Origin of the sequence: Olleya sp. HaHaR_3_96 (genome assembly GCF_019278545.1) — a bacterium.
Lineage (GTDB): Bacteria > Bacteroidota > Bacteroidia > Flavobacteriales > Flavobacteriaceae > Olleya.
Genome location: NZ_CP058987.1, coordinates 2,096,390 through 2,121,999, shown reverse-complemented (window position 1 = coordinate 2,121,999; position 25,610 = coordinate 2,096,390). Strand labels below are relative to the sequence as shown.

The 25,610-nt window shown below is 32.8% G+C and carries 24 protein-coding genes and 3 tRNA genes; 13 read left to right on the top strand and 14 right to left on the bottom strand.

The annotated features are described in order from the left end of the window. Positions 1 to 60: 60 nt before the first annotated feature. The 3 genes from H0I26_RS09245 to tgt are packed head-to-tail and all read right to left on the bottom strand — an operon-like array spanning position 61 to position 3,203. Entirely contained in the window at positions 61 to 969 is a 909-nt protein-coding gene (locus H0I26_RS09245; RefSeq protein WP_218701960.1) for a DMT family transporter, read from the bottom strand. Beyond that, complete coding sequence (locus H0I26_RS09240) at positions 956 to 2,029, bottom strand: LptF/LptG family permease (RefSeq protein ID WP_218701959.1); 1,074 nt, start codon at positions 2,027 to 2,029, stop codon at positions 956 to 958. Before H0I26_RS09240 ends, H0I26_RS09245 begins: the two co-directional genes overlap by 14 nt. Before the next feature lie 43 nt (positions 2,030 to 2,072). Continuing rightward, positions 2,073 to 3,203 (bottom strand): tRNA guanosine(34) transglycosylase Tgt, encoded by a 1,131-nt coding sequence (tgt, locus tag H0I26_RS09235; RefSeq protein WP_101020968.1) that lies wholly within the window; start codon positions 3,201 to 3,203, stop codon positions 2,073 to 2,075. Between the two features lie 210 nt (positions 3,204 to 3,413). Between tgt and H0I26_RS09230 the strand changes: the two genes are divergently transcribed. The 3 genes from H0I26_RS09230 (at position 3,414) to H0I26_RS09220 (ending at position 5,968) form a co-directional block, all read left to right on the top strand. Continuing rightward, positions 3,414 to 4,259 carry a transketolase gene (locus tag H0I26_RS09230; protein WP_218701958.1) on the top strand — a complete coding sequence of 282 codons (846 nt, stop codon included), beginning with the start codon at positions 3,414 to 3,416 and terminating at the stop codon, positions 4,257 to 4,259. A gap of 20 nt (positions 4,260 to 4,279) precedes the next feature. Continuing rightward, positions 4,280 to 5,233: a transketolase family protein gene (locus tag H0I26_RS09225; RefSeq protein WP_218701957.1), complete on the top strand. Its 954-nt coding sequence runs from the start codon at positions 4,280 to 4,282 to the stop codon at positions 5,231 to 5,233. A gap of 144 nt (positions 5,234 to 5,377) precedes the next feature. Beyond that, positions 5,378 to 5,968: an outer membrane beta-barrel protein gene (locus H0I26_RS09220; protein WP_218701956.1), complete on the top strand. Its 591-nt coding sequence runs from the start codon at positions 5,378 to 5,380 to the stop codon at positions 5,966 to 5,968. Between the two features lie 55 nt (positions 5,969 to 6,023). Here the strand turns inward: H0I26_RS09220 and H0I26_RS09215 are convergent, their stop codons facing one another. Next, positions 6,024 to 7,076: an FKBP-type peptidyl-prolyl cis-trans isomerase gene (locus H0I26_RS09215; protein ID WP_218701955.1), complete on the bottom strand. Its 1,053-nt coding sequence runs from the start codon at positions 7,074 to 7,076 to the stop codon at positions 6,024 to 6,026. An 80-nt stretch (positions 7,077 to 7,156) separates the two neighbouring features. On the opposite strand from H0I26_RS09215, the gene H0I26_RS09210 reads away from it, so the two are divergent. Then, positions 7,157 to 7,531, top strand: coding sequence for an RNA-binding S4 domain-containing protein (locus H0I26_RS09210; RefSeq protein WP_218701954.1), 375 nt, complete (start codon positions 7,157 to 7,159; stop codon positions 7,529 to 7,531). Between the two features lie 4 nt (positions 7,532 to 7,535). Continuing rightward, positions 7,536 to 8,039: a phosphoribosyltransferase family protein gene (locus H0I26_RS09205; protein WP_218702067.1), complete on the top strand. Its 504-nt coding sequence runs from the start codon at positions 7,536 to 7,538 to the stop codon at positions 8,037 to 8,039. Here H0I26_RS09205 and H0I26_RS09200 read toward each other — a convergent pair. Then, positions 8,031 to 8,546, bottom strand: a complete 516-nt coding sequence (locus H0I26_RS09200; protein ID WP_218701953.1) for a shikimate kinase — start codon at positions 8,544 to 8,546, stop codon at positions 8,031 to 8,033. The genes H0I26_RS09205 and H0I26_RS09200 overlap by 9 nt on opposite strands. A 124-nt stretch (positions 8,547 to 8,670) precedes the next feature. On the opposite strand from H0I26_RS09200, the gene H0I26_RS09195 reads away from it, so the two are divergent. The 8 genes from H0I26_RS09195 (at position 8,671) to H0I26_RS09160 (ending at position 13,932) form a co-directional block, all read left to right on the top strand. After that, a tRNA-Lys gene (locus H0I26_RS09195) sits at positions 8,671 to 8,743 on the top strand. A 58-nt stretch (positions 8,744 to 8,801) separates the two neighbouring features. After that, a tRNA-Lys gene (locus H0I26_RS09190) sits at positions 8,802 to 8,874 on the top strand. 52 nt (positions 8,875 to 8,926) lie between these two features. Then, positions 8,927 to 9,012: transfer RNA gene (locus H0I26_RS09185), tRNA-Leu, on the top strand. A gap of 91 nt (positions 9,013 to 9,103) precedes the next feature. After that, positions 9,104 to 10,003, top strand: a complete 900-nt coding sequence (locus tag H0I26_RS09180; RefSeq protein ID WP_218701952.1) for a MerR family transcriptional regulator — start codon at positions 9,104 to 9,106, stop codon at positions 10,001 to 10,003. Between the two features lie 13 nt (positions 10,004 to 10,016). Then, a complete protein-coding gene (locus H0I26_RS09175) occupies positions 10,017 to 11,480 on the top strand; it encodes a phytoene desaturase family protein (RefSeq protein ID WP_218701951.1) in 1,464 nt (487 codons plus the stop codon). A gap of 2 nt (positions 11,481 to 11,482) precedes the next feature. Further along, positions 11,483 to 12,322: a phytoene/squalene synthase family protein gene (locus H0I26_RS09170; RefSeq protein ID WP_218701950.1), complete on the top strand. Its 840-nt coding sequence runs from the start codon at positions 11,483 to 11,485 to the stop codon at positions 12,320 to 12,322. A gap of 2 nt (positions 12,323 to 12,324) precedes the next feature. Beyond that, on the top strand, positions 12,325 to 12,774 hold the full coding sequence (locus H0I26_RS09165; protein WP_218701949.1) for a sterol desaturase family protein: 450 nt from the start codon (positions 12,325 to 12,327) through the stop codon (positions 12,772 to 12,774). A gap of 12 nt (positions 12,775 to 12,786) precedes the next feature. Beyond that, positions 12,787 to 13,932 carry a lycopene cyclase family protein gene (locus H0I26_RS09160; protein ID WP_218701948.1) on the top strand — a complete coding sequence of 382 codons (1,146 nt, stop codon included), beginning with the start codon at positions 12,787 to 12,789 and terminating at the stop codon, positions 13,930 to 13,932. Here the strand turns inward: H0I26_RS09160 and H0I26_RS09155 are convergent. From H0I26_RS09155 to H0I26_RS09115, 9 genes are all read right to left on the bottom strand, one after another. Beyond that, positions 13,924 to 14,490, bottom strand: coding sequence for a TlpA family protein disulfide reductase (locus H0I26_RS09155; protein ID WP_218701947.1), 567 nt, complete (start codon positions 14,488 to 14,490; stop codon positions 13,924 to 13,926). The genes H0I26_RS09160 and H0I26_RS09155 overlap by 9 nt on opposite strands. Before the next feature lie 68 nt (positions 14,491 to 14,558). Next, positions 14,559 to 15,434, bottom strand: a complete 876-nt coding sequence (locus tag H0I26_RS09150; protein ID WP_218701946.1) for an anti-sigma factor — start codon at positions 15,432 to 15,434, stop codon at positions 14,559 to 14,561. Positions 15,435 to 15,561: 127 nt separating this feature from the next. Next, positions 15,562 to 17,832 (bottom strand): aconitate hydratase, encoded by a 2,271-nt coding sequence (locus H0I26_RS09145; protein ID WP_218701945.1) that lies wholly within the window; start codon positions 17,830 to 17,832, stop codon positions 15,562 to 15,564. Between the two features lie 186 nt (positions 17,833 to 18,018). Next, positions 18,019 to 20,799, bottom strand: coding sequence for a bifunctional aconitate hydratase 2/2-methylisocitrate dehydratase (locus H0I26_RS09140; protein ID WP_218701944.1), 2,781 nt, complete (start codon positions 20,797 to 20,799; stop codon positions 18,019 to 18,021). A gap of 232 nt (positions 20,800 to 21,031) precedes the next feature. Continuing rightward, complete coding sequence (locus tag H0I26_RS09135; RefSeq protein WP_218701943.1) at positions 21,032 to 22,177, bottom strand: acyltransferase family protein; 1,146 nt, start codon at positions 22,175 to 22,177, stop codon at positions 21,032 to 21,034. Positions 22,178 to 22,192: 15 nt separating this feature from the next. Further along, positions 22,193 to 22,384 carry a gliding motility protein GldL gene (locus H0I26_RS09130; protein WP_218701942.1) on the bottom strand — a complete coding sequence of 64 codons (192 nt, stop codon included), beginning with the start codon at positions 22,382 to 22,384 and terminating at the stop codon, positions 22,193 to 22,195. 1 nt (position 22,385) lies between these two features. Further along, positions 22,386 to 23,339: an AAA family ATPase gene (locus tag H0I26_RS09125; protein ID WP_218701941.1), complete on the bottom strand. Its 954-nt coding sequence runs from the start codon at positions 23,337 to 23,339 to the stop codon at positions 22,386 to 22,388. 5 nt (positions 23,340 to 23,344) lie between these two features. Then, a complete protein-coding gene (locus tag H0I26_RS09120) occupies positions 23,345 to 24,775 on the bottom strand; it encodes a peptidylprolyl isomerase (RefSeq protein ID WP_317618227.1) in 1,431 nt (476 codons plus the stop codon). Then, a complete protein-coding gene (locus H0I26_RS09115) occupies positions 24,759 to 25,610 on the bottom strand; it encodes a peptidyl-prolyl cis-trans isomerase (RefSeq protein WP_218701939.1) in 852 nt (283 codons plus the stop codon). Before H0I26_RS09115 ends, H0I26_RS09120 begins: the two co-directional genes overlap by 17 nt.

The window sequence follows — 25,610 nt, the reverse complement described above, 5'->3', positions numbered from 1 at the left end:
TTATTTCAAATTTTAAGAATTTGATTAAAAAGCATCCTTTTTAACGTTAAAATTTGATAATCAATCAGTTTGTTTACTCTTGTTTTTTTTGAAGTTCTTCCAATTTTTTAAAATACCATTACATAAAACGACGCCCAGAATAATAAAGGCTCCTATATAAAATGAAGATGACATTGTTTCTGACTCCGGAAATAAAATCAGGGCTAAAACTATTCCGTAAATTGGTTCTAGATTATAAGTTAACACGACTGTATATGGGCTTATAAAGCGCATAACATGTACCGAAGCAATAAATGCATAAGCTGTACATATTGAAGCCAAAACAAACAACCAAAGTCCATCAGACATTGAGATGTTAAAATGGTTAGCATTAAAGCCGTCACCAAAAAATGCAATATATAATGTAATAAAAAACACACCACTTATAAACTCATAAAAAGAAATTTTGGTAGCAGAATGTTCCTCCAAAAATTTACCATTTAAAACTGCAAATAATGATGATAAAAACGCAGAAATAACACCTAAAATCATGCCGTCTATATATCTGAATTCACTTCTAACAATTAGATAAATCCCTAAAACAACAATAAGACCAAAAACAATCTCATATGCTATAATTTTTCGTTTGTAAATAATAGGTTCGATAAATGAAGCAAAAAAAGCTCCAGTAGAAAACATAGCTAATGCTATAGACGCATTAGAGACTTGAATGGATCCAAAAAAAGTTATCCAATGTAAAGCGATTATAATTCCTGCAATAGCTAATTTACCAAACGATTTTCTATTTATTGAAATATTAATCTTTGCTATTTTAATGTATGCAAACATTAAAGCCGTAGCGATAAGCATCCGGTACCAGACTAAACTGACTGCATTCAAAGTTATTAACTTACCTATAATGGCGGTAAAGCCAGCAATAAATACTAGAAGATGTAAGTGTAAGTAATTTTTAAGTTTATCGTTTTGCATTACGCAGTAAAATAATGGCTAAAATTCCAAAAATAATATTTGGAAACCATACTGCCAATAACGGTGAAAAATCTGATTGAGAGGCTAATGTCCCAAAAATTTTATCAAAAAAGACAAATATCATTGCAATACAGATACCAAAGGCTAAATTAACTCCCATTCCACCTCTTCGCTTTCTGGAAGATACGGCTACTGCAATAATAGTTAATATAAAAACAGACACTGGCAAACTCCATTTTTGATATTTAGCCAATTTATAACGTCCTATATATTTAGATCCACGTTGCTCTTCTCTATCAATAAATTTAATTAACTCATTATAGCGCAGTGTTTCTGCTATATAATCTTCCGGTGTTAAATCCTCTAAATCGAAGCTAAAAACAGTATCTTTTCTTCTTTCTAAATCTAACTTATCTATGTCCTCACCGATAGTTCTTTTAAGGTAGTTACGTAACACAAAAGCAGAATCTTCTTCTATGTACCTAATGTTTGAAGCACTTAATTTATACTTCATTTTATTATTCTCAAAATGTTCTAAAGTAAAATTAACACCTGTCTTGTTTTTTGTATCAAAACTAGTGACATAAATAATATCATTATCATTTATTTGCTTGAGAACATTGGTCGTATTACTTGTTTTCTTTCCTGAAAGATATTTATACTTAAAATTATTAAAACCTTTACTGGCATTGGGTGCTAAATACAGCCCCAAAACTATCGAAATCATCGCGACAATAGTTGCACCTATTAAATATGGTCTTAAAAATCGTGAAAATGATACACCAGAACTTAGAAAAGCAACAATCTCTGTATTATTGGCCAATTTGGACGTAAACCAAATCACTGATAAAAATAGAAACAACGGAAATAATAAATGGGCAAAATATATTGTAAAGTCTAAAAAGTAGACCATGACTTCACCAAAAGGGACATTTTTCTCTAATATTTTTCCAATTTTTTCAGCCAAATGGACTGTTATACCAATAGGTATAAACAATAATAGCATGACAGCAAAAGTCAGTAAATAACGTTTTAATATGTACCAGTCTAGTATTTTCATTTTATTTTAAATTCTCCAAAAGAAAGTAATACTGTGATTTAAATTAAAGTCTATTATCCATTTGTTTAACCATCTTATCCTTCCACGCTCTAAAATCTCCCGCTATAATATGCTTTCTTGCTTCTCTAGTTAACCACAAATAGAAACCTAAATTATGTATAGTCGCAATTTGCTTTCCTAATAATTCATTCACATTAAATAAATGACGCAAATATGCTTTGCTATATTCTGTATCGACATAGGTAATTCCCATTTCATCAATTGGCGAAAAATCTTCACGCCATTTAAGGTTTTTGATATTTATTGACCCATGTGCTGTAAACAACATACCATTTCTAGCATTACGTGTTGGCATCACACAATCAAACATATCCACTCCAAGCGCAATATTTTCCAAAATATTAATTGGTGTTCCAACCCCCATTAAATAACGTGGCTTATCCCAAGGTAATATATCCGTCACAACTTCTGTCATGGCGTACATCTCATCTGCCGGTTCTCCAACAGATAAACCTCCAATGGCATTTCCTTCTGCACCAACACCTGCAATATATTCTGCCGATTGTTTACGCAAATCTTTATAAGTACTTCCCTGAACAATAGGAAAAAAGGCTTGAGAATAATCGTATTTCAAAGGTGTTTTCTCTAAATGTGCAATACAACGTTCTAACCAGCGATGTGTCATATGCATAGAGCGTCTAGCATAATTATAATCACACGGGTAAGGTGTACATTCATCAAAAGCCATAATAATATCAGCTCCAATACTACGTTGTATTTCCATTACATTTTCGGGAGCAAACATATGGTAACTTCCATCTATATGGGATTTAAATTTAACCCCTTCTTCTTTAATTTTATTATTTCCAGATAAAGAATAGACTTGATACCCACCTGAATCAGTCAAAATATTTCTATCCCAATTCATAAATTTATGTAATCCACCTGCTTTTTCTAAAACATCAATTTGAGGTTTTAGGTATAAGTGATAGGTGTTTCCTAAAATAATATCAGGGTTTATATCATCTTTTAGTTCTCTTTGGTGCACACCTTTTACAGAACCAACAGTTCCTACAGGCATAAAAATAGGTGTTTCAATAACACCATGGTCTGTAGTTATTACTCCTGCTCTTGCGTTACTTTGTGTGTCTTTAGCTTTTAAATCGAAAGTCATTTTATCTCTTAAATCTTCTGCCAGCAAATATATATAAGAAAAATACAAAGGGTCCTAAATAGTTGCTAAAATTGAAAAAATTGTTATCGATTAGTATAAATATCTATAATTGTTAAGAAATCGGCCTATTTCGTTAATAAGTGTCATCAATAATCTTGGTAAAGGCATATTAAAAAACTAATTTTGAACAAAATAATTAACCCATACAACATGGCAAGCACACAACAATTAGAAGATTTAACTACTCAAGTACGTAGAGATATTTTACGTATGGTACACAAGGTAAATTCTGGACACCCAGGAGGTTCATTAGGTTGCGCAGAATTTCTGGTAGCACTTTATCAAGACATAATGGATCGAAAAGAAGGGTTTGATATGGACGGTATTGGAGAGGATCTATTTTTCCTTTCTAACGGTCACATTTCACCTGTATTTTATAGTGTATTAGCAAGAAGCGGTTATTTCCCTGTAGAAGAATTGAATACATTTAGATTAATAAATACAAGATTGCAAGGGCATCCAACAACTCACGAAGGATTACCTGGTATTAGAATTGCGTCTGGATCTTTAGGTCAAGGTTTAAGTGTTGCTTTAGGTGCTGCCCAAGCTAAAAAATTAAATGGTGATAAGCATTTAGTGTATAGTTTACATGGTGATGGAGAAATGCAAGAAGGTCAAAACTGGGAGGCAATTATGTATGCTTCAGGAAAAAAAGTAGATAACATTATTGCAACTATCGATTTAAATGGTCAACAAATTGATGGCTCTACAGATACTGTTTTACCAATGGGAAGTTTTAGAGCTAAATTTGAAGCTTTTGGATGGACTGTTTTAGACATAGAAGAAGGTAATAACATTGATGCTATTTTAAAAGGAATGGCAGAAGCAAAAAGCTTAACAGGAAAAGGAAAACCAGTATGCGTATTACTAAAAACAGTAATGGGTAATGGCGTAGATTTTATGATGCATACTCATGCTTGGCATGGAAAAGCACCTAATGATGAGCAATTAGCTATTGGATTAGAACAAAACCCTGAAACGTTAGGCGATTATTAATCAACTTGAATTAAGACAAAATGAAAACATATACAAATACAGGAAGTAAAGATACAAGGTCAGGTTTTGGAGACGGATTAACAGAATTAGGGAGAACAAATCCTAATGTTGTAGCACTTTGCGCAGATTTAATTGGTTCTTTAAAAATGAATCAGTTTATAGAAGAAAATCCAGAACGTTTTTTTCAAATTGGAATTGCTGAAGCAAACATGATGGGTATTGCAGCAGGTTTAACTATTGGAGGAAAAATTCCTTTTACAGGTACATTTGCTAACTTTTCTACGGGACGTGTTTACGATCAAATAAGACAAAGTATTGCTTATTCTGATAAAAACGTAAAAATTTGTGCCTCTCATGCCGGTTTAACTTTAGGTGAAGATGGTGCAACACACCAAATCCTTGAAGATATTGGATTAATGAAAATGCTTCCAGGAATGACTGTAATCAACACTTGTGATTACAATCAAACTAAAGCCGCAACAATAGCTATTGCGGAACATAAAGGTCCTGTTTACTTACGTTTTGGGCGTCCAAAAGTAGCTAATTTCACACCTGCTGATCAAAAATTTGAAATTGGAAAAGCGGTACATTTACAAGACGGTACAGATGTGACTATCGTTGCTACTGGACATTTAGTCTGGGAAGCATTAGAAGCTGCTAAGGTTTTAAATGAAAAAGGTATTTCTGCGGAGGTTATAAACATCCACACTATAAAACCATTGGATGCTAATGCCATTATTGAATCTGTTAAGAAAACAAAATGTGTTGTTACTGCAGAAGAACATAATAAGTTAGGAGGCTTAGGAGAAAGTATATCTAGAGTACTATCACAAAATCAGCCGACACCGCAAGAGTTTGTTGCTACAGATGACACCTTTGGAGAATCTGGTACTCCTGCCCAACTTATGGAAAAATATGGTTTAAATGCAGAAGCTATTATTAATGCTTGTGAACGCGTTATTAAAAGAAAATAGACTAAAAACCACTCATAATATAAGCGTTTAAAACTAATAGTTTTAAACGCTTTTTTTTTGTTCTGTAATCAATTGTAGTTGAGTATTTAAAATATACAGGCATAATATTCGTTATAATTTGTGTTCATCACAAAAACATTAATTATGAGAAATTTAATTATAACATCAATTACAACGCTATTATTTTCGACATGTATTTACGCACAAACAGAAAGCGGGTTTGGCTTTAAAGGCGGATTAAACTATAATGGTAATGGAGATTATTTTGAATCTATCGCCAATAATTACCAGAATTCTGATAGAAACATAGGGTATCATATCGGCGTATTTGGTAAACTTGGCACAAAAATTTATTTTAGACCAGAATTAGTTTACACAGCAACAAAGAGTGATTACGATGCAGGTACTTTCGAATTAAAAAAATTAGACGCCCCTTTATTGGTTGGAATTAATATTCTAGGCCCCTTTCATATCTTTGGTGGACCATCATTACAATATATCGTCGATAGTAATTTCGAAAACGCAACCATTGGTAGTATCCAAGATGATTTTTCTATTGGGTTAAATTTTGGTATTGGATTTAGTCTAAACAAAATTGGTATTGACTTAAGGTATGAACGAGGCTTCAATAATAACGAAGCTACTATTATTAATAACAACATCTCGTCTCTCAACCCTAACAGGCTAGATACAAGACCAGAACAACTCATACTTAGTTTGTCGGTAATGCTATAAAATAAAAAGAGCCACTTTAAAAGTGGCTCTTTTTATTTAACACTACAAATAATTGTTAATTACTGTAATTTATTGAAATCGTATTTTCTAAATAATCTGGTATACCATTATTATCAGAGTCTACTAATGTAATGGTTTTAATTGTTATCACACCTGAGACATCATTTCTAGACGTTTCATACTCATTACTTGCATAAACAGGCTCTACCTCGCCAGCATTTGTATCAATAACGTAAACATTTTTTAGAATTTCATCTGTAGTAGAAATACCATCGTTATCATCATCACTATCAGCAAAATTTGCAAACCCATCACCATCTGTATCTTCATCATCACCTTCTCCATCTCCATCTAAGTCTTCAAGATAAGATGGAACTGAATCTCCGTCGTAATCTGTAACAATTTTAGTAATAACGCCAAACTTAAATATTAAAGGATAATAACTAGGAATCAATGTCGTAGATCCTGAAAAATAACCTATGCCTGATGGTATAAATGCCGCACCTATACCAAAATTGTGATTTACGCTTGTACCATCTCCATTATCACTATAACCATCTCTAGTTTTAAATTCAATTAGAGCTTCTCTAAACCCTGTGATAACACCAAACGTAGCCCCAGCACCAGTTAAATTAAGAGTATTATCAATCACTTCTTTTCTATCAAACTCAGTACCATCTAAAAGTATTCCTTCATAAGTTACTCCCACTGCATCTAAAGGATGAACAACTTCACCTAAGCCTTCTCTTAAATTTAAATAATAAAGCTTATAATCAATATCATCTAAATCACCATTAGTAACAATTTTACTTGCTAACTGTGGACTATCCATCAGGGAGATTGCATCCAAATTACCATTTGCAGCGCTAATTGTATCAAATACCATTACAAAATTATCATTTGCTAAAGAATAAGGATTTGTAAAATCAAAATCTTCATAATTATATGTATGCGTATTAAGATATTCTTCTATTTCGGCAATATTTTCGTCGTACACTTCTTGTCTATCTCTTTCAACAAAAGCCGCGACATCGTCATCATCAGAATTACATGCTACAGTTAGCATAAATATTGATAAAAGTGCGAAAGTAATTTTTCTTAATTTCATTATTCTTATTTTTGAAGTTGCAAGATACATTTTAATATAATTTTGTACAATAACGTTAACGTCAATTTTAGATAATTAATATGCGAATAGATAAATATTTGTGGTGTGTTAGATATTACAAAACCAGAAACATTGCTACCACTGCCTGTAAAAAAGGTCACATTAAGATAAACGAACAAGTGGTTAAGCCTAGCAGAGATGTTTATCCAACAGACACTATACAACTAAGAAAAGATCAAATTAATTATACATTAACCGTTTTGGATATACCCCCTAACCGTGTTGGAGCCAAATTAGTTGACATGTATAGAGTAGATAAAACCCCTAAATCGGCTTTTGAAGCACAGGAATTACTTAAATTAGCTAAAGATTATTACCGGAAAAAAGGTGTAGGAAGACCTACAAAAAAAGACAGAAGAGATTTAGATAATTTAAACATCGAAAATGAGCAATAACAGTATGAATCCGTTAAAAGATATAATTCTAGACAGCAACGCAATTAATAATAAATTAAGACGAATAGCTTTTCAAATATACGAGGCCAATATCAATGAGGAAGATATTATACTTGCCGGAATTGATGCCAATGGGTATATTCTTGCTAAAAAGTTAAAAACAATATTATCCAAGATATCAACTATAACTCCCATACTTTGCAAAATAACCATTGACAAAAAAAATCCAAGATTACAAATTAAAACATCTATCAAGCCGGAAGACTATCAAAATAAGTCCGTCGTTTTGATTGATGATGTTCTTAACTCTGGAACTACCTTAATATATTGTGTAAAACACTTTTTAAATGTGCCTTTAAAGCAATTCAAAACAGCTGTATTAGTAAATAGAAATCATAAAAAATTCCCTGTTAAGGCTGATTACAAAGGCATCTCTCTATCTACTTCCTTACATGAGCATGTCCAAGTAGATTTAGAAGGAAAAGACTGGAAAGCCTATTTAAACTAATTGAGAGACTATGGAGTTTATAGTCTCTTCTACAGAAATAGAAGACTCAACAACCAAATTAGCTTGGTTATAAAAATATGAACGCTCAAAGATATGCTTAGCAATAAAGTCTTTTAAAGCCTCTTTGCTCTCTAAATGCGCTATTAAGGGTCTTGTACGATCTTTATAAAGCCGATCTGTCAAAATATCTAAACTCGTTTTTAGATAAACCGTTTTAACATTTTCTAATGCATTCAACCAAGTCATTGTATCATAAAAACAAGGTGTACCTCCTCCTAAAGAAATAATTGTTTTATCAACTTTAGCAGTTATTTCTTTAAGATACAACTGTTCTAATTTTCTAAAATGTAATTCTCCTTTGGTTTTAAAAATAGCAGAAACACTTAAATTTTCTTTTTTTTCTATGTACGCATCTAAATCTATAAAATTAAAATCTAACAATTTTGCTGTTTTCACACCAATTGTTGATTTTCCAGAAGCCATATATCCAACTAAAATTAAATTCATTTTTGACGTTATATATTGATTATTAAAATTATACAGAAGCACCACACAAAAAAACAAAAAAAAAATCAAAAATAGCCTTGTATTTTTAATAAAAGATTATATATTTGCACCCCGTTACGGAAAAGACTAGTTAGCTCAGTTGGTAGAGCATCTCCCTTTTAAGGAGAGGGTCCTGGGTTCGAGCCCCAGACTGGTCACAATAAAATAGTTAAGAAATATTATTGATTATTTTATCTTTTTACGAATACAAATATTGACCAGTTAGCTCAGTTGGTAGAGCATCTCCCTTTTAAGGAGAGGGTCCTGGGTTCGAGCCCCAGACTGGTCACTAAAAAAGTTAAGCAATCGCTTAACTTTTTTTTTATCTTTATTTTAAATTAGCGCACGTGGCGGAATTGGTAGACGTGCTAGCTTGAGGGGCTAGTGATTACTTATAATCGTGGAAGTTCGAGTCTTCTCGTGCGCACTTTTCCAAACTTTTTTTTACTGTTAATTATTTCAAAATGTTTAACCTTTTAGGGCTTAAACTCGTTTTGTTTAACTAATTTAGCAAAATAATGAACAATATTAAGTCAAAATTTAGCATTAAAGACCTAGAGAACCTCTCAGGTATAAAAGCACATACCATAAGGATATGGGAAAAACGTTATAATTTATTTGAACCAAACAGAACAGAAACTAATATTAGATATTATAGCTTAACAAGCTTACAAAAGATTCTAAACATTAGCTACTTAAATGCTAATGGTTATAAAATATCTAAAATAGCAAATTTAAAAACAGAAGAAATACCTTCGTTAGTAAAAAAAATATCTAAACAAAGTGATAACAAAAATCACGCTGTTAATATTTTCAAATTAGCGATGATCAACTTTGATCAAACACTCTTTTACAATACGTTTAATGATTTAATAAGTGAATTTTCCTTCAAACATATTTTCTATACTATTTTAGTGCCTTTATTGGATGATATAGGAATACTATGGCAAACAGACACCATCACTGCCGCACACGAACATTTTATAGTCGAATTAATAAAACGTAAAATTTTAATCAACATAGACCATGCTATAAGCATTTCCAATCCTACTGATGATGACACCACATATGTTTTATTTCTACCTGACAATGAAGTCCACGAATTAGGTTTGTTATACACAAACTACGAAATTATAAATCAAGGCTCGCATACCATCTATTTAGGTCAAAGTGTACCAATCGATAGTCTAAAATTCTTATTATCGCAATATAAAAAGATAACGTTTATTTCCTGCTTTACAGTCAAACCGGAAAAAGACTATATAAATAAGTATTTAGCTGAGTTTGATAAAAAACTTTTAAATAAGACTAATAATAATCTGATCATTTCTGGGCGAATGACCGCCTATATTGATTCTGAGATAAACCCGAAAATAACTGCTTTCAATTCTACAAAAGATGTTATTGAAAGCTTCTAATTTATTTTAATTAATGACTAAAAACATTGCAATTATTGGTTCCGGGTTTTCTGCTCTATCGGCCGCTTGCTATTTGGCTAAAGCAGGTCACACAGTTACTGTTTTTGAAAAAAATGAAACCGTAGGTGGGCGTTGTAGACAATTTAAAAAAGAAGGTTTTACGTTTGATATTGGCCCCAGCTGGTATTGGATGCCAGATATCTTTGATAATTTTTTTGCCGATTTTGGTAAAAAGACATCTGATTACTATCAATTAGATAAATTATCTCCAGCCTATAAAATCTTTTTTAAAGATGAAGAAATCACTATTGGAGATACGCTTGATAAAATCTGTATAGAATTTGAGCGCATTGAACCTGGTAGTTCTGTACAGCTTAAAAAATTTATAAAAAAAGCAGGAACAAATTACGATATAGCCATTAACAAAGTCGTTTTAAAACCAGGAATTTCTCCTTTAGAATTAATAACACCAGAAACAGCTCGTCGCGTAGATCAATTTTTTAAAACGATTAGTAGTGATGTCAGAAAAAAATTCAAAAACCCAATGCTGATCTCTACTTTAGAGTTTCCTGTATTGTTTTTAGGTGCTAAACCAAACAAAACGCCATCGTTTTATAATTTTATGAACTATGCGGATTTTGGTTTAGGTACATGGCATCCAAAAGGCGGTATGTATGAAATAGTGAAAGCAATGAAAACTTTGGCTGAAAGCTTAGGTGTAACATTCAAAATAAACAGTCCGATAACTAAAATTAATGTGGCTACTAAAAAAGCGACATCCATAGTTGTTAATAATCAAACGATAGATTTTGATGTTGTATTAAGCGGTGCAGATTATCACCATTCTGAAACACTGTTGGATCAACAACACAGGCAATATTCAGAAAAATACTGGAGCAAGAAAACATTCGCCCCTTCCTCCCTATTGTTCTACATTGGATTTGACAAAAAGTTAAACAACATTCAACACCATAATTTGTTTTTTGACACCAACTTTGAGACCCATGCTGAAGAAATATATGATAACCCAAAATGGCCATCAGACCCTTTATTTTATGCTAATTTCCCTTCAACAACAGACAGTAGCATGGCTCCTGAAAATTTTGAGACTGGTTTTTTCTTAATACCTATTGCACCAGGCATCGAGGATACAGCAGAGTTAAGAGCACAATATTTTGACATTATTTTAGCAAGGTTTGAAAAATTGACAAAACAAGATGTTAAAAATAATATTATCTTTAAAGAGTCTTTTTGTGTGAAAGATTTTAAAAAGGATTACAACTCGTACAAAGGAAATGCATACGGAATGGCCAACACACTATTACAGACTGCATTTTTAAGGCCGAAATTAAAAAGTAAAAAAGTCAATAATTTATATTTTACAGGACAACTAACTGTACCAGGTCCAGGCGTGCCACCAGCACTTATTTCTGGAAAACTAGTCGCACAATTAATTAACAAACACCATAATAATTAAAGATGAAATCATTATTCGACGCTGTTTCCTACGATTGTAGTAAAGTGGTTACTACCTCTTATAGTACTTCATTTTCATTAGCAACTAAAATGTTATCCCATACAATAAGGCAAGACATTTATAATATTTATGGCTTTGTTCGATTTGCTGACGAGATCGTAGACACGTTCCACGACTATAATAAAAAGGATTTATTTGATCGTTTTGAAAATGATCTAGAATTAGCATTACAAGAAAAGATAAGTTTAAATCCTATTTTAAATGCGTTTCAGCACACGTATCACAAATGCAATATAGATAAGCATATGGTGGACTCGTTTATGAAAAGTATGCGTTTAGACTTGTCAAAAACTAAATACACAACAGAGCAAGAATACAAAGACTATATCTACGGTTCTGCTGATGTTGTTGGCTTAATGTGCTTAAAAGTTTTTGTTAAAGGTGACAGCGAAAAATACGAATCACTTAAAAGTACAGCAATGTCTTTAGGCTCTGCGTTTCAAAAAGTGAATTTTTTAAGAGACTTAAAAGCTGACCATGAGCTATTGGATAGAACCTATTTTCCTAATACAGATCTAACTAATTTAACAGAAGAAGATAAATTGTTTATTATTCAGGATATCGAAAGTGATTTTGAAGAAGGTTTAAAAGGAATCAAACAATTACCTATCGAAGCCAAATTTGGTGTGTTTATGGCTTACCGATACTACAACCAATTATTAAAAAAATTAAAGAAAACACCCGCTTTAGAAATAAAAAACACACGTATTAGAGTCCCTAATTATAAAAAGGCAGAACTTCTTACACGTAGTTATGTAAAATACCAACTCAATTTATTATAATAATGCAAACAGTTTATTGGATATTAGTTTTTTTAGGAACCTTTTCTGCAATGGAATTTATGGCGTGGTTTACACACAAATATGTCATGCATGGTTTTTTATGGAGCTTACATAAAGATCACCATCACAAAGATCACGACAGTTGGTTTGAGCGTAATGATGCCTTTTTTATATTTTACGCCATCGTTAGTATGACGTGCTTTTACCTTTGGAGTTATGAAGGCGTATGGTATTGCCTACCTATAGGTCTTGGTATTATGGCCTACGGTGCTGCTTACTTTTTAGTACACGACATTTTTATACACCAACGTTTTAAGTTATTTAGAAACGCAAATAACACTTACGCTAAAGGGGTACGTCGTGCACATAAAATGCACCACAAGCATTTAGGAAAAGGAGATGGAGAATGCTTCGGGATGCTATTCGTTCCTTTTAAATATTTTAAAAAGTAACCTACAAATTAGATGCATAAACCCCATTATGATTACATAATAGTTGGTAATGGATTGGCGGGACTACAACTAGCCTTAGCATTAGGAAATGATGCTTTTTTTAATGATAAACAAATTGCATTAATAGATCCTTCTACAAAGTCTGAGAATGACAAAACGTGGAGTTTTTGGGAAACAGAAGATAGCACTTGGGGGAAATTACCCTATAAAACTTGGCAAAAAGCCACTATTTATAGTTCAAAAAAAGAAATAAAACTAAATCTAAAGCCTTATTCCTATAAAAGTATACGAGCCTTAGATTTTTATAATTACGCTAAAGCGAATTTAAAACAGAAGCATAATATTCACTTTATAACAGATACTGTTACAAAAGTATCAGAAAAAGACTTAGTTTCAGTAATAACCGAAACTAATAGCTATACCGCAAATCATGTTTTTGATAGTAGAATCACACCCGATTTTACAACTCAAAATAAAAAACACACAACATTATTACAACACTTTAAAGGTTGGATTATAAGAACAGAATTCCCTGTATTTGATGATACACAGATAACAATGATGGACTACCGTTTAAAAGACGGCAACCAAACTACGTTTATGTATGTGTTACCATTTTCTAAGACTGAAGCTTTAGTAGAATTTACTTATTTTACAGAAAACACTGTTAAAGAATCGACCTACGATAGTTATATCAAACACTACATTTCTGATTATTTAAAAATTGAAAACTACACCATAGCAGAAACGGAATCTGGTGTCATACCAATGACAACATTTCCATTTAGTAACAACAACACATCCAACATTACTAAAATAGGAACCGCTGGAGGCTGGGTAAAACCCTCCACAGGCTATTCATTTAAACATACTCAGAAAAAAGTAACTATGGTTGTTGCCAACATAAAAGCCAACCAACCACCTTCTAAAAACCTATTTATAGTAAAATATAAATTCTACGATAAAATATTTTTAAAGGTTTTAAAAGACGAAAATCACAAAGGAGAATGGATTTTTGAGCAATACTATAGTAAAAACGATGTAAATACGATGTTTCGCTTTTTAGATGAAGAGTCTACTTTTACCGAAGACTTAAAAATCATGTGGTCTTTATTTAGCTTTAGCTTTATAAAAGCTTTTTTTAGAACGCTAAAGTAACAATAACTTATCTATAGTCCCTTTTACCGCATCACTATTCCAATTAGCTGCACCATTTTTATCAATAACAATAGTTCCTTTTTGATCAATCAAAAATGTACGAGGAATACTATTTACCTTAAATTGATTGATTATTGGAGCTTCTAAGGGTGTATAAACCTTAAAATCATACCCGTTTTTATCCATAAATGCTTTAATAGTTTCTCTTTTTTCGTTGGATACAAATACAAATTCAATTTTATCGCTATAGGTTTCGTATAGTTTTTGCATACTTGGTAGTTCTGCAATACACGGTGGGCACCAAGTGGCCCAAAAGCTTACAAGTACGATTTTGTTTTCCGCTTGACGGAAATTATATACACTACCATTTAGATCTACTAAATTCCAATTATAATTGGCGATTCGCTCTCGGTTTGATTCGGTTTCAATACTAGGCGAAAATAATGCCAAGCCTTTATGGAGTTGTATTTGAATAAATTGCCTACTAGCAGGAATAATTAATAAGACTATAACAAGTCCAAAAACTATATTTTTTAATGTAATCTTAGGTGTTTGCATAAGTCTAAAAAATAAGAAGCACCTAATACAATTAGGTGCTTCAAATCTAACAAAAAAACAATTAAAAATTATCTATTTACTGTCCCCATTAAAGATTGCACTGGTCCTACTCCCATAGTTATAGAGGTAAGTACAGCTGCATCCATAGCCACATCTTGTAATAAAGGTTTTAAAGTAAATGGAGCTGCACTATTATCAGGACTTGGCTCTACTGAAACTACAATTGTAGTGCCTCTCAAATCTGTTGGAAATGTAAATCCTGCAGGTGCATTTTGTAAGTAATCTTCTCCAGGGTATCCTGGACCATTACCTGCGTCACCTTTAAAAGGAGACGTTGCTGCATTATCATCTGCCATAGAAGCGTCTGTAAACGTTCCTGTACTTATTGGTGTACCGTCTATTACAGCCCATCCCTCATATTTCCATCCATCAGCAAGTTCTGGTAAATTTAATCCTGTTACGGCTGATCCAGAAGCGTTGTCTAAAAACCAAACGCCACTTTCTTCATTTGTATCATCCATATCTGTAGGCGTCGCTAAAATAAATGTTCCTGCTGCTGTAGAAAAATCTGCTACTAAATTAGAATTTACACTTGCTGAGCTTCCTGAAAAATCTCCTGATAACACTTTAGTTGCTGCTGGAGCTGGATCTGGATCAACTGTAGGTTCTATTGATAGTACAAATGTTGTTGCTGATGCTAATTGTGAGCTCAATACTTGAAATGTTTGTGGAAAAGTAACATCACTAAAACGTCCTGTAGATACAGGAGCTCCGTCCACTATTATCCAACCTTCGTATACAAAGTCGTCTCCAAGTGGGTCTAGATCTGAAAGATTTAGTGTTAATTCGGATGTTTCTATTTGTAGTGTTGCATCATCATCATCACTACATGATACACTTAATACTCCAAGAGCTATTACAGCTAAATACATTTTTCTAATCATAATTTTGGTTTTAATTAATTAACAATTTTTCTTATAATTGTCGATTCTTAAAATGATTCCTTACATATTTAACAAAAAAAACTCCTAAAATTAAATTTAGGAGTTTTAAATATCTATAATTTAATGATTATGCGTTATTCTCTTTTTTAATTAAGTTAAGTGCACTTCCTTCGTTATACCAAGCAATTTGTGCTTCATTATATGTATGATTTACCACTACTGTGTCCTTTGTTCCATCTGCATGAACAATCGCGATTGTTAATGGTTTTCCTGGAGCAAATTCGTTTAAATCTACAAAGTTGAATGTATCATCCTCTAAAATTAAATCGTAATCTGCTTCATTATTAAATGTTAGTCCTAACATCCCTTGTTTTTTAAGGTTTGTTTCGTGGATACGTGCAAAAGATTTTACAATTACCGCTACAACACCAAGATGTCTTGGCTCCATAGCTGCATGCTCTCTAGAAGATCCTTCTCCGTAGTTATGATCTCCAACGACAATAGTTTTAACACCCGCAGCTTTATAAGCTCTTGCAGTATCTGGTACACCACCAAACTCTCCTGTTAATTGATTTTTAACAAAGTTTGTCTTCTTACCAAATGCGTTAACAGCACCAATTAAACAGTTATTAGAAATATTATCTAAATGCCCTCTAAAACGTAACCATGGTCCAGCCATACTAATATGGTCTGTCGTACATTTTCCGAAAGCTTTTATTAATAATTTAGCACCAGAAATATCATTTCCAATAGGTATAAATGGTGTTAATAATTGTAGCCTTTCAGAATCTGAAGCTACTTTTACTTCCACACCACTACCATCTTCATCGGGCGCTAAGTATCCATTTTCTTTTACTTCAAAACCTTTTGGAGGTAATTCCCATCCTGTTGGCTCATCAAACATTACTTCTTGGCCCTCTTCGTTTAATAAAGAATCCGTTAAAGGATTAAAGTCTAAACGACCCGCAATTGCAATAGCTGCTGTAATCTCTGGAGAGGCTACAAAAGCATGTGTATTTGGATTACCATCTGCACGTTTTGCAAAGTTTCGGTTAAACGAATGCACGATACTATTTTTAGGTGCATTTTTAGGATCACTATATCTTGCCCATTGTCCAATACATGGACCACAAGCATTAGTAAATATTTTAGCGTCTAATTTTTCAAAGATTCCTAAAATTCCATCTCTATCTGCTGTGTAACGTACTTGCTCAGAACCTGGATTAATCCCTAATTCTGCTTTCATTTTTATACCTTTATCTAACGCTTGTTGTGCAATAGAAGATGCACGCGATAAATCTTCGTAAGATGAGTTAGTACAAGAACCAATAAGTCCCCATTCTACCTGTAAAGGCCATTCGTTAGCTGTCGCTTTTTCACCCATAGATTTACCAACTGGTGTTGATAAATCTGGAGTAAAAGGTCCATTTAATAATGGTCCTAATTCTGATAAGTTAATATCTATGACTTGATCAAAATAGTTTTCAGGATTAGCATACACCTCTGCATCTGCAGTTAAATAGTCTTTAACTTGATTTGCTGCATCAGCAACATCTGCTCTATCTGTAGCACGTAAATAACGCTCCATAGACTCGTCATATCCAAAAGTAGAAGTTGTTGCTCCTATTTCTGCACCCATATTACAAATAGTCCCTTTTCCGGTACAAGACATTGATTTAGCACCTTCACCAAAATATTCTACAATGGCTCCTGTTCCTCCTTTAGCAGAAACAATACCAGCCACTTTTAAGATGACATCTTTTGGTGCCGTCCAACCAGATAATTTACCTGTTAGTCTTACACCTATTAGTTTAGGAAATTTAAGTTCCCAAGCCATACCTGCCATTACATCTACAGCATCAGCACCACCAACACCAATAGCTACCATACCTAAACCACCAGCATTTACTGTGTGAGAATCTGTACCAATCATCATTCCTCCTGGAAATGCATAATTTTCTAAAACGACTTGATGAATAATTCCTGCTCCTGGTTTCCAAAAACCAATTCCGTATTTGTTAGAGACAGATTCTAGGAATTTAAAAACTTCACTACTCACACTATTGGCGTGCTTTAAATCTGTTGTAGCACCATCTTTAGCTTGAATCAAGTGATCACAATGCACAGTTGTCGGCACTGCAACATTGTCTTTTCCAGCTTGCATAAACTGTAATAGTGCCATTTGAGCTGTAGCATCCTGACATGCAATTCTATCTGGAGCAAAATCCACATAGTCCTTACCCCTTACAAAGGCAGTATTAGGTGTTCCATCCCAAAGGTGAGAATATAAAATCTTTTCAGAAAGTGTTAAAGGTTTACCTACAACTTTACGTGCTGCATCAACACGTTCCGTCATTTTAGAGTAAACTCCTTTAATCATATCGATATCAAATGCCATAAATTTTATTTTTTTTAGATTCTACTTTAATTCTTACAAGGTACGAAATATAGAGAGACTTTAAAAGCGCCATTAATAGTATAGATTGATTCTAACATAAGTTATTTATATGTCACGGCTATTTAAAGTTACCGCATAAAAAAGCCCGAATCTAGGATTCAGGCTTTTTAATATATTTATCAAGTATTATGCTAACACTAACTTCTTTTTAGAAGGTTTAAAACTAGTTAATACGATTCCGTCAACTGCAGCTTCATACTCTGCCATTGTAGGCGTTCTTCCTAAAATAGTAGATAATACAACTACTGGTGTAGAAGATAATAAAGATTCTCCTTTCTTTTCTCCTGAATCTTTTACAACTCGACCTTGGAATAAACGTGTAGATGTTGCCATTACTGTATCTCCTGGTTCTGCTTTTTCTTGATTCCCCATACAAAGGTTACATCCTGGACGCTCTAAATACAACATGTTTTCATATTTAATACGTGCTAAACCTTTAGGTGCATTATCGTCAAATTCAAAACCTGAGTATTTAACTAAGATATCCCAATCTCCTTCAGCTTTTAACTCATCAACAATATTATAAGTTGGAGGCGCTACTACTAATGGTGCATTAAATTCTACTTTACCATGTTGCGCTTCAATATTCTTCAACATTTGCGCTAAAATTTGCATATCCCCTTTATGAATCATACATGATCCAATAAATCCTAAATCTACGGTTTTAGTTCCGCCGTAGTAAGATAACGGTCTGATATTATCGTGCGTATAACGTTTTGATACGTCTTCATTATTTACATCAGGATCTGCAATCATTGGTTCTGCAATTTCATCTAAATCAACAACAACTTCTGCAAAATAATTAGCATCTGCATCTGGTTTTAAAGCTGGTTTAGCACCTGACTTTAATTCTTCTATTCTAGCATTAGCTTTTTCTACTAAACCTTTAAGCATTTGCTTTTCGTTATCCATTCCCTTATCAATCATGATTTGGATACGACCTTTTGCAATTTCTAAAGATTCTATTAATGTGTCTTCTTCTGAGATACAAATAGATGCTTTTGCTTTCATTTCTGCAGTCCAGTCCGTAAATGTAAACGCTTGATCGGCTGTAAGTGTTCCTAAGTGAACTTCAATAATTCTACCTTGGAATACGTTATCTCCACCAAACTGATTTAACATCTGCTCTTGCGTAGCATGCACGACATCACGGAAATCCATAAAAGATTTCATTTCTCCTTTAAAGGTAACTTTTACAGATTCTGGGATTGGCATTGTAGCTTCACCAGTCGCTAATGCTAATGCAACTGTTCCTGAATCGGCTCCAAAAGCAACACCTTTTGACATACGTGTATGAGAATCTCCTCCTATAATAATATCCCAATCATCCACAGCAAGATCATTTAAAACCTTGTGGATTACATCCGTCATAGCATGATATTTTCCTTTAGGATCACGCGCAGTAATTAATCCAAAGTCATTCATAAAGGTCATTAACCTTGGAATATTAGCTTTAGACTTGTCATCCCAAACAGATGCTGTATGACACCCTGATTGGTATCCTGCATCAACAATTGGAGAAATAATAGTCGCTGCCATCATCTCTAATTCTTGAGACGTCATTAAACCTGTAGTATCTTGAGATCCTACAATGTTTACTTCTACTCTTACGTTAGATCCTGCATGTAATGTTTTCCCTGGAGTTGTACCTACAGCATTTTTGTTGAAGATTTTTTCAACAGCAGTAAGCCCTTGTCCATCTATAGATACTTCTTTTGAAGTGGCATACACTTGAGGAATCTCTACTTCTAATATTTTACAAGCTAATGTTTGTAATTTTTTTCCAAAAACAACAGCATAAGACCCACCTGCTTTGATAAACTCCATTTTTGGTGGCGTTAATGCAGTTGAGATGTCTTTTAACTCTTTATCTCCGTTATATAATTTTTTAGTCTTAGTATTAATGGTTAATACTGTACCTGTTTCTACTGAATAGGTTTGCTTTAAAACTGGTTCTCCATCTGCATCTACAACAGTATTTCCATCAGCATCTTTTTGCTTTTCCCAGTTTTTTAAATCAATACCAATACCTCCAGTTACTCCAACCGTCGTTAAGAAAATTGGTGCGATACCATTTGTCCCAGCAATTACTGGAGCAAAATTGATAAAAGGAACATATTTACTAAAAGGAACTCCAGTCCATAACGCCACGTTATTTACACCTGACATTCTTGAAGACCCCACTCCCATTGTTCCTTTTTCTGCGATTAACATCACACGTTTATCAGGATGTTGCGCTTTTAAAGCTAACAATTGATTCTGCATGTCTTTGTTATGCTCAAACATACATTGACCATGTAATTCACGATCTGATCTTGAGTGTGCATCTGCACCTGGAGACAATAAATCTGTAGAGATATCTCCAACACCAGCAACAAAAGTTACTATTTCTATTTCTTCGTCAACTTCTGGAAGTTTTGTAAAAAATTCTGCTTTAGCATAACTCTCTAACAACTCTTTTGCAATAGTATTACCTGCTTTAAAAGCATTCTCTAAAAGTGCCATATCTGCTTCGTATAAAAACACTTGTGTCTTTAATACTTTTGCAGCTTCTGTAGCAATAGCAGTATCGTTTCCTAAAGCTAAACCTAATAATACTTCAATGGATGGTCCACCTTTCATGTGTGACAATTGCTCGAAAGCAAAAGCAGGTGTCACTTCTTTAACTACAGCTTCACCTAAAATAATTTCCTTTAAAAACTTAGCTTTTACACCTGCAGCACTAGTGGTTCCAGGTAAAACATTATAGATAAAAAAGTTTAGAGACTCCTCTCTAAATTCATTTTTTACATCAATAATTTGAGAAATGATATCGCTAAGTAATTCAGCACCATCAATTGGTTTAGGATGAAGTCCAAGTACTTTCCTGTCTTCAATCTCTTTAAGGTAATCTTTATAAGTGTTCATATAGTAATTAAAAGGATTATTTTGAATCTTAATCGTCCAATGAAGCTAACCTCCTAGCTTAATCGTACCGCCTATTTAAGGCAAACAAAATTACAAAAAATTGAAGTATTTTGAAAATATTTAAGATATTAGAATATTCACTAAATTAAATGCAGCAATAAGATCAAATATTACTTAAAAAATAACAAAATGATAATTTTTAACACCTTAAAATATTAAATTAATAAGAAATCTAACTTGTAATCCATCTTTTGAACCGAGCAGAATCTCTGAATTTTATAATTGGATATTCAAAAAAGGAAAATAAGAGATAAGAAAGTACAAAAGTAGCACTCCAATAGCCTACTAAAACACCTAATTTAGTTAATGTGGTTAGATCTGAAATAGCAACACAGTGTTGAATGCTTAATAATACTATTGAATAATTTACTAGATAGATTGAATACGACCATAAACTAATAGTTGTAATTGGTTTTTGAAGTATCCCTGATGATCTCCAATTTGAAAACAAAGGAAATGTAAGCAGTATACTTATTGAAACTGCAGATAAGTAATACACATTAAAAAAGAATAAAAAATGATCAGGATCTAATGATTTTATAAAAATATAAACGTGAACACCAACAAACAAGACAACACCTAAACCAAAACTTAACCATTTATAACGCTTCCAAGCGCTAGTATAATAAAACGCTATAAAGGCTGCCAGAAAACCGTAGTAAACACTATCTAGTCTATACACGACAACTTTACGTAAGGATTTACTCCATGAGAATTGGTGAGGAATAGTCGTGATACTAACATCAAAAATAAATCTATAAAAGATGGCGCTACTTATTACAAGCAGTGTTACTCCCAAAAACAGCCATTTACCACTCTTTTTAAAAATCAAACCTAAAAGAAATAATAAAATGGGTCCGATTAGATAGGCAAACTCTTCGATGGTTAAACTCCATGATTCTGTAAAAAAATCAGATTGCTTATTTGAAAAATTTTGAAGAAAAAAGAAATACTTGTAGAGTTGCTTTGGTATTTGGGTATTAAAAACAAATAGCAATCCAATATTAATAAGTAATATTAAATAATAATTAGGCAACGTCCGTAACCACCGACGCATCCAAAACTCCGTAAAATGTTTGAAGCTAGTTTGTTTGTTTTCTATGTGTTTGATTAAAATACCTCCAATTAAAAAACCACTTAACACAAAAAAGAGATCAACACCAATGGTTCCAAAAAACTGAATGGTTTTAATAAGTATGGACTCTGATTCCGGGAAAATTAAAATGGTAGAATGTGAACAAAGAATCAGTAATATCGCTAATGCTCTAACAACATCTAAACCAAAAATTCTTTGTTTGTTTGCTGTTATGGATTTCAAAAGATAAAGATTGAGTTACTTGTGTCTAGCTACTTTAATAAGTTTTAATATTCCTAGAAATATAGCACAAAACTCAGTAAAAGTCCCTAGAGTTAAAAGCATACTTCCATTGGCCTTCCCTTGAATTTTAAATGCAGCACCTACTATAGTTAATACTATTCCTACTATTAAAAGTAATAATGGCACTTTAAATTGTTTCAAAGTCATACTAAAATAAGCTTTTAATAATATGCTCTATAGTAACACCTTCTGCCTCAGCTTTGTAATTTTTAATCATTCTGTGACGTAAAATACTAGTTGCTACTGCTTGTACATTTTCTATATCCGGTGAAAACTTACCATTAATAGCGGCATGCGTTTTTGCTGCTAAAATCAAGTTTTGAGACGCTCTTGGACCTGCTCCCCAATCTACATATTGCTTAACTAAATCTGCTGCAGAGTCGCTATTTGGCCTGGTTTTTCCAACCATAGTTACGGCATATTCAATAACATTATCAGCTACAGGAATACGTCTAATTAGCTGTTGAAAATCTACGATTTCTTGCGAAGTAAACAAGGCATTAACTTTTGGTCTATGATCTGAAGTTGTCGCCTTAACGACATCTACTTCTTCTTGAAAACTTGGATAATCCAAATTAATAGCAAACATAAAACGGTCTAATTGCGCTTCTGGAAGTGGATATGTCCCTTCCTGCTCTATTGGGTTCTGTGTTGCTAAAACAAAATATGGTAGGTCTAATTTATAGTGATGACCAGACACGGTAACAGCACGTTCTTGCATAGCTTCTAATAATGCTGCTTGTGTTTTTGGTGGTGTACGGTTAATCTCATCAGCCAATATAATATTAGCAAATATTGGACCTTTGATAAATTTAAACTGTCTGCTTTCGTCTAAGATTTCGCTTCCTAAAATGTCGCTAGGCATTAAATCTGGAGTAAACTGTATACGTTTAAAATCCAATCCTAAAGCTTGAGAAATGGTATTAACCATTAGTGTTTTGGCTAATCCAGGAACTCCTATTAATAGTGCGTGTCCACCAGAAAAAATCGAAATTAAAATCTGATTAACCACCTCGTCCTGTCCAATAATTACTTTGGCTACTTCTTGCTTTAAGGCATTGTATCTTGTTACTAGAGATTTTACGGCTGCAACGTCTGACATAAATTCTATTTATTTTTTAACCAGTTACTACTAAATTCACAGTCTCTATGCGATTCGCTTATTTTAATGTAGGTATCTGTTATTTTTTCGTTTTGCCATTTACCAATAGCTTCGTATTGTTTTTCGTTTAATGCTAATTCTTTGATTTTTAAATAATCACGAGAATAATCGGCGTCATGCTCATCTATTCTATCCGTAACAGTTACTAATTTAAACTTAAGGTTTCCTTGTCTATCAGAATCCGTTAAAACATCACTTATTGTATTGTTTTCTAAACCTTGAAGTTGTCCATATAATTCTGGATCCATTTTAGTCAACTCAAAATTGTAATCTTGAGTTTGTGGATTAATTAACTGTCCGCCTTGATATTTTGTTTGTACCTCGTCACTAAATTCTTTGGCAGCTTCAGCAAAAGTATAATCTCCTTTATTGATTTCGTCTCTGATTTTTTCTATTCTTGCTTTTGCCTCTAAAACTTCTTCATCAGAAATTTCTGGAACTAATAAAATGTGACTTACATCATATTCTTGACCTCTAATTTTTTCTAAGTATATAATATGATACCCAAAGTCCGTTTCAAACGGGTCAGAAATCTCCCCTTCTTGTAAAGAAAAAGCAACATCTCTAAACTCTTTTACCATTCTAGGGTTAGACCTATTCATCGGCGGTAATTTTCCTCCTGATTTTTTTGTTCCTGGATCATCAGAATAAAATGCAGCTCTAGATCTAAAACTTTTACCATCTTCTTCTATTTCTCTTTTAAATTCTTTTAATTGGTCTATGACACGTTGCTTTTCAACGTCATTAACTTTAGGCTCAATAATTATTTGTGCTACTTTAAGTTCTGTTCCAAATCTAGGACGTTCTTCTTTTGGTATTTTATTAAAAAACTGTCTTACTTCTTCAGGAGTCACTTCAATCTCATCAATAATTTTATTCTTCATTTCAGAAGCTAACTTATTGCTCTTATTAATTTCGAACATTTCTTCTCTGAAACTTGCTTCGCTATCTTTTTTATAAAATTTAAGTAGCTCATCCATGTTCCCATTAGTTTGTTGCAAAAACTGCTCTACTTGTTGGTCTACATACGACGAAATTTCAGCATCATTTACTACAATACTATCTTGTATGGCGTGATGCGCATAAAGCTTATCTTCTAATAACTTCCCAAATAACTGACAATTGGATACACCTTCTAATGACGCGCCCTGTGCTTTAAGTTGTAAAATCATTTTGTCTATATCGCTATCCAACACAATGTAATCTCCAACTACTGCAGCGACACCATCTACTTTTGTTGCTCCATTAGAAACTATAGAATCTTTAATTTTTTCCGGAACTGTTTCGTCAATAATTTCTTGAGCTGAAGCAGTAAATATTGCTAATAATATAAACGCAAAAGTGGATAACGTTTTAGTTTTAATTGTAAATTTCAAATTGTTCGTTTTTAATGGCATCTTTAGTAATGTCCTTTTCTAATTGTTTAATTAATTCCAATTTTCGTTTATTAATAACGATTTGGTTAATTGTTGGTCTTACGTATTCTAGTGGTGCTGTATCATTACGCAACAATACATCATTTATTTGCATCAAATATAATCCTAATGAATCTTTGAGTTGTATAAAATTAGATTTTTTTAACAATTCATTTCTGTTTTCTGGACGCACCGCTTCTATTTTTCTAATAACCTGATCTACTCTAATCCATACAGAATCTTTAAGCGAATACGATTTAAACTGAATGGAAATAGAATCTAATTCTTTTTTATCTGCTTTATTAAAACGTTTAAATTTTGTTTTAACCTCTTCTAAATCTAAACGATTAGCATCAACATTTATATATCTAAACTGTATTAAATCTTCGTTTAACTTAAAAGCCTCCGTATTTGTATCGTAATATACTTTTGCTTCTGCACTAGAGACAATCGTGTCCAAATTTTTAGAAACTAAAGCTTCTAGATAAGCTTTACTATATAGATCACTTTTATACTGCTGTATTAATCTATCAAATTTTCCTATTGTCGCATCCGATAAGTTTACTTGTGCCCCTTGAACTAACAACTGTTGCGTCGCCCATTTATTAATAAAGTTATTAGTAAAAATGGCACTATCAGATTTAGTTAAATTTTCTGGTAACACTAGTTTAAGATCTTTAGCGTACAAAAAAGAATCATCTACTCTAGCCAGAGCATCTTCTTCAGCTTCCGCTTTAAAATAGTCACAAGACCATAAAACACTTAACAATGCGATACTGTATATTGATTTTTTCAA

Bases quoted from the DNA above. Each gene is read 5' to 3' on its own strand.
- H0I26_RS09245 (WP_218701960.1), bottom strand. From the start codon at position 969: ATGCAAAACGATAAACTTAAAAATTACTTACACTTACATCTTCTAGTA.
- H0I26_RS09240 (WP_218701959.1), bottom strand. From the start codon at position 2,029: ATGAAAATACTAGACTGGTACATATTAAAACGTTATTTACTGACTTTT.
- tgt (WP_101020968.1), bottom strand. From the start codon at position 3,203: ATGACTTTCGATTTAAAAGCTAAAGACACACAAAGTAACGCAAGAGCA.
- H0I26_RS09230 (WP_218701958.1), top strand. From the start codon at position 3,414: ATGGCAAGCACACAACAATTAGAAGATTTAACTACTCAAGTACGTAGA.
- H0I26_RS09225 (WP_218701957.1), top strand. From the start codon at position 4,280: ATGAAAACATATACAAATACAGGAAGTAAAGATACAAGGTCAGGTTTT.
- H0I26_RS09220 (WP_218701956.1), top strand. From the start codon at position 5,378: ATGAGAAATTTAATTATAACATCAATTACAACGCTATTATTTTCGACA.
- H0I26_RS09215 (WP_218701955.1), bottom strand. From the start codon at position 7,076: ATGAAATTAAGAAAAATTACTTTCGCACTTTTATCAATATTTATGCTA.
- H0I26_RS09210 (WP_218701954.1), top strand. From the start codon at position 7,157: ATGCGAATAGATAAATATTTGTGGTGTGTTAGATATTACAAAACCAGA.
- H0I26_RS09205 (WP_218702067.1), top strand. From the start codon at position 7,536: ATGAATCCGTTAAAAGATATAATTCTAGACAGCAACGCAATTAATAAT.
- H0I26_RS09200 (WP_218701953.1), bottom strand. From the start codon at position 8,546: ATGAATTTAATTTTAGTTGGATATATGGCTTCTGGAAAATCAACAATT.
- H0I26_RS09180 (WP_218701952.1), top strand. From the start codon at position 9,104: ATGAACAATATTAAGTCAAAATTTAGCATTAAAGACCTAGAGAACCTC.
- H0I26_RS09175 (WP_218701951.1), top strand. From the start codon at position 10,017: ATGACTAAAAACATTGCAATTATTGGTTCCGGGTTTTCTGCTCTATCG.
- H0I26_RS09170 (WP_218701950.1), top strand. From the start codon at position 11,483: ATGAAATCATTATTCGACGCTGTTTCCTACGATTGTAGTAAAGTGGTT.
- H0I26_RS09165 (WP_218701949.1), top strand. From the start codon at position 12,325: ATGCAAACAGTTTATTGGATATTAGTTTTTTTAGGAACCTTTTCTGCA.
- H0I26_RS09160 (WP_218701948.1), top strand. From the start codon at position 12,787: ATGCATAAACCCCATTATGATTACATAATAGTTGGTAATGGATTGGCG.
- H0I26_RS09155 (WP_218701947.1), bottom strand. From the start codon at position 14,490: ATGCAAACACCTAAGATTACATTAAAAAATATAGTTTTTGGACTTGTT.
- H0I26_RS09150 (WP_218701946.1), bottom strand. From the start codon at position 15,434: ATGATTAGAAAAATGTATTTAGCTGTAATAGCTCTTGGAGTATTAAGT.
- H0I26_RS09145 (WP_218701945.1), bottom strand. From the start codon at position 17,832: ATGGCATTTGATATCGATATGATTAAAGGAGTTTACTCTAAAATGACG.
- H0I26_RS09140 (WP_218701944.1), bottom strand. From the start codon at position 20,799: ATGAACACTTATAAAGATTACCTTAAAGAGATTGAAGACAGGAAAGTA.
- H0I26_RS09130 (WP_218701942.1), bottom strand. From the start codon at position 22,384: ATGACTTTGAAACAATTTAAAGTGCCATTATTACTTTTAATAGTAGGA.
- H0I26_RS09125 (WP_218701941.1), bottom strand. From the start codon at position 23,339: ATGTCAGACGTTGCAGCCGTAAAATCTCTAGTAACAAGATACAATGCC.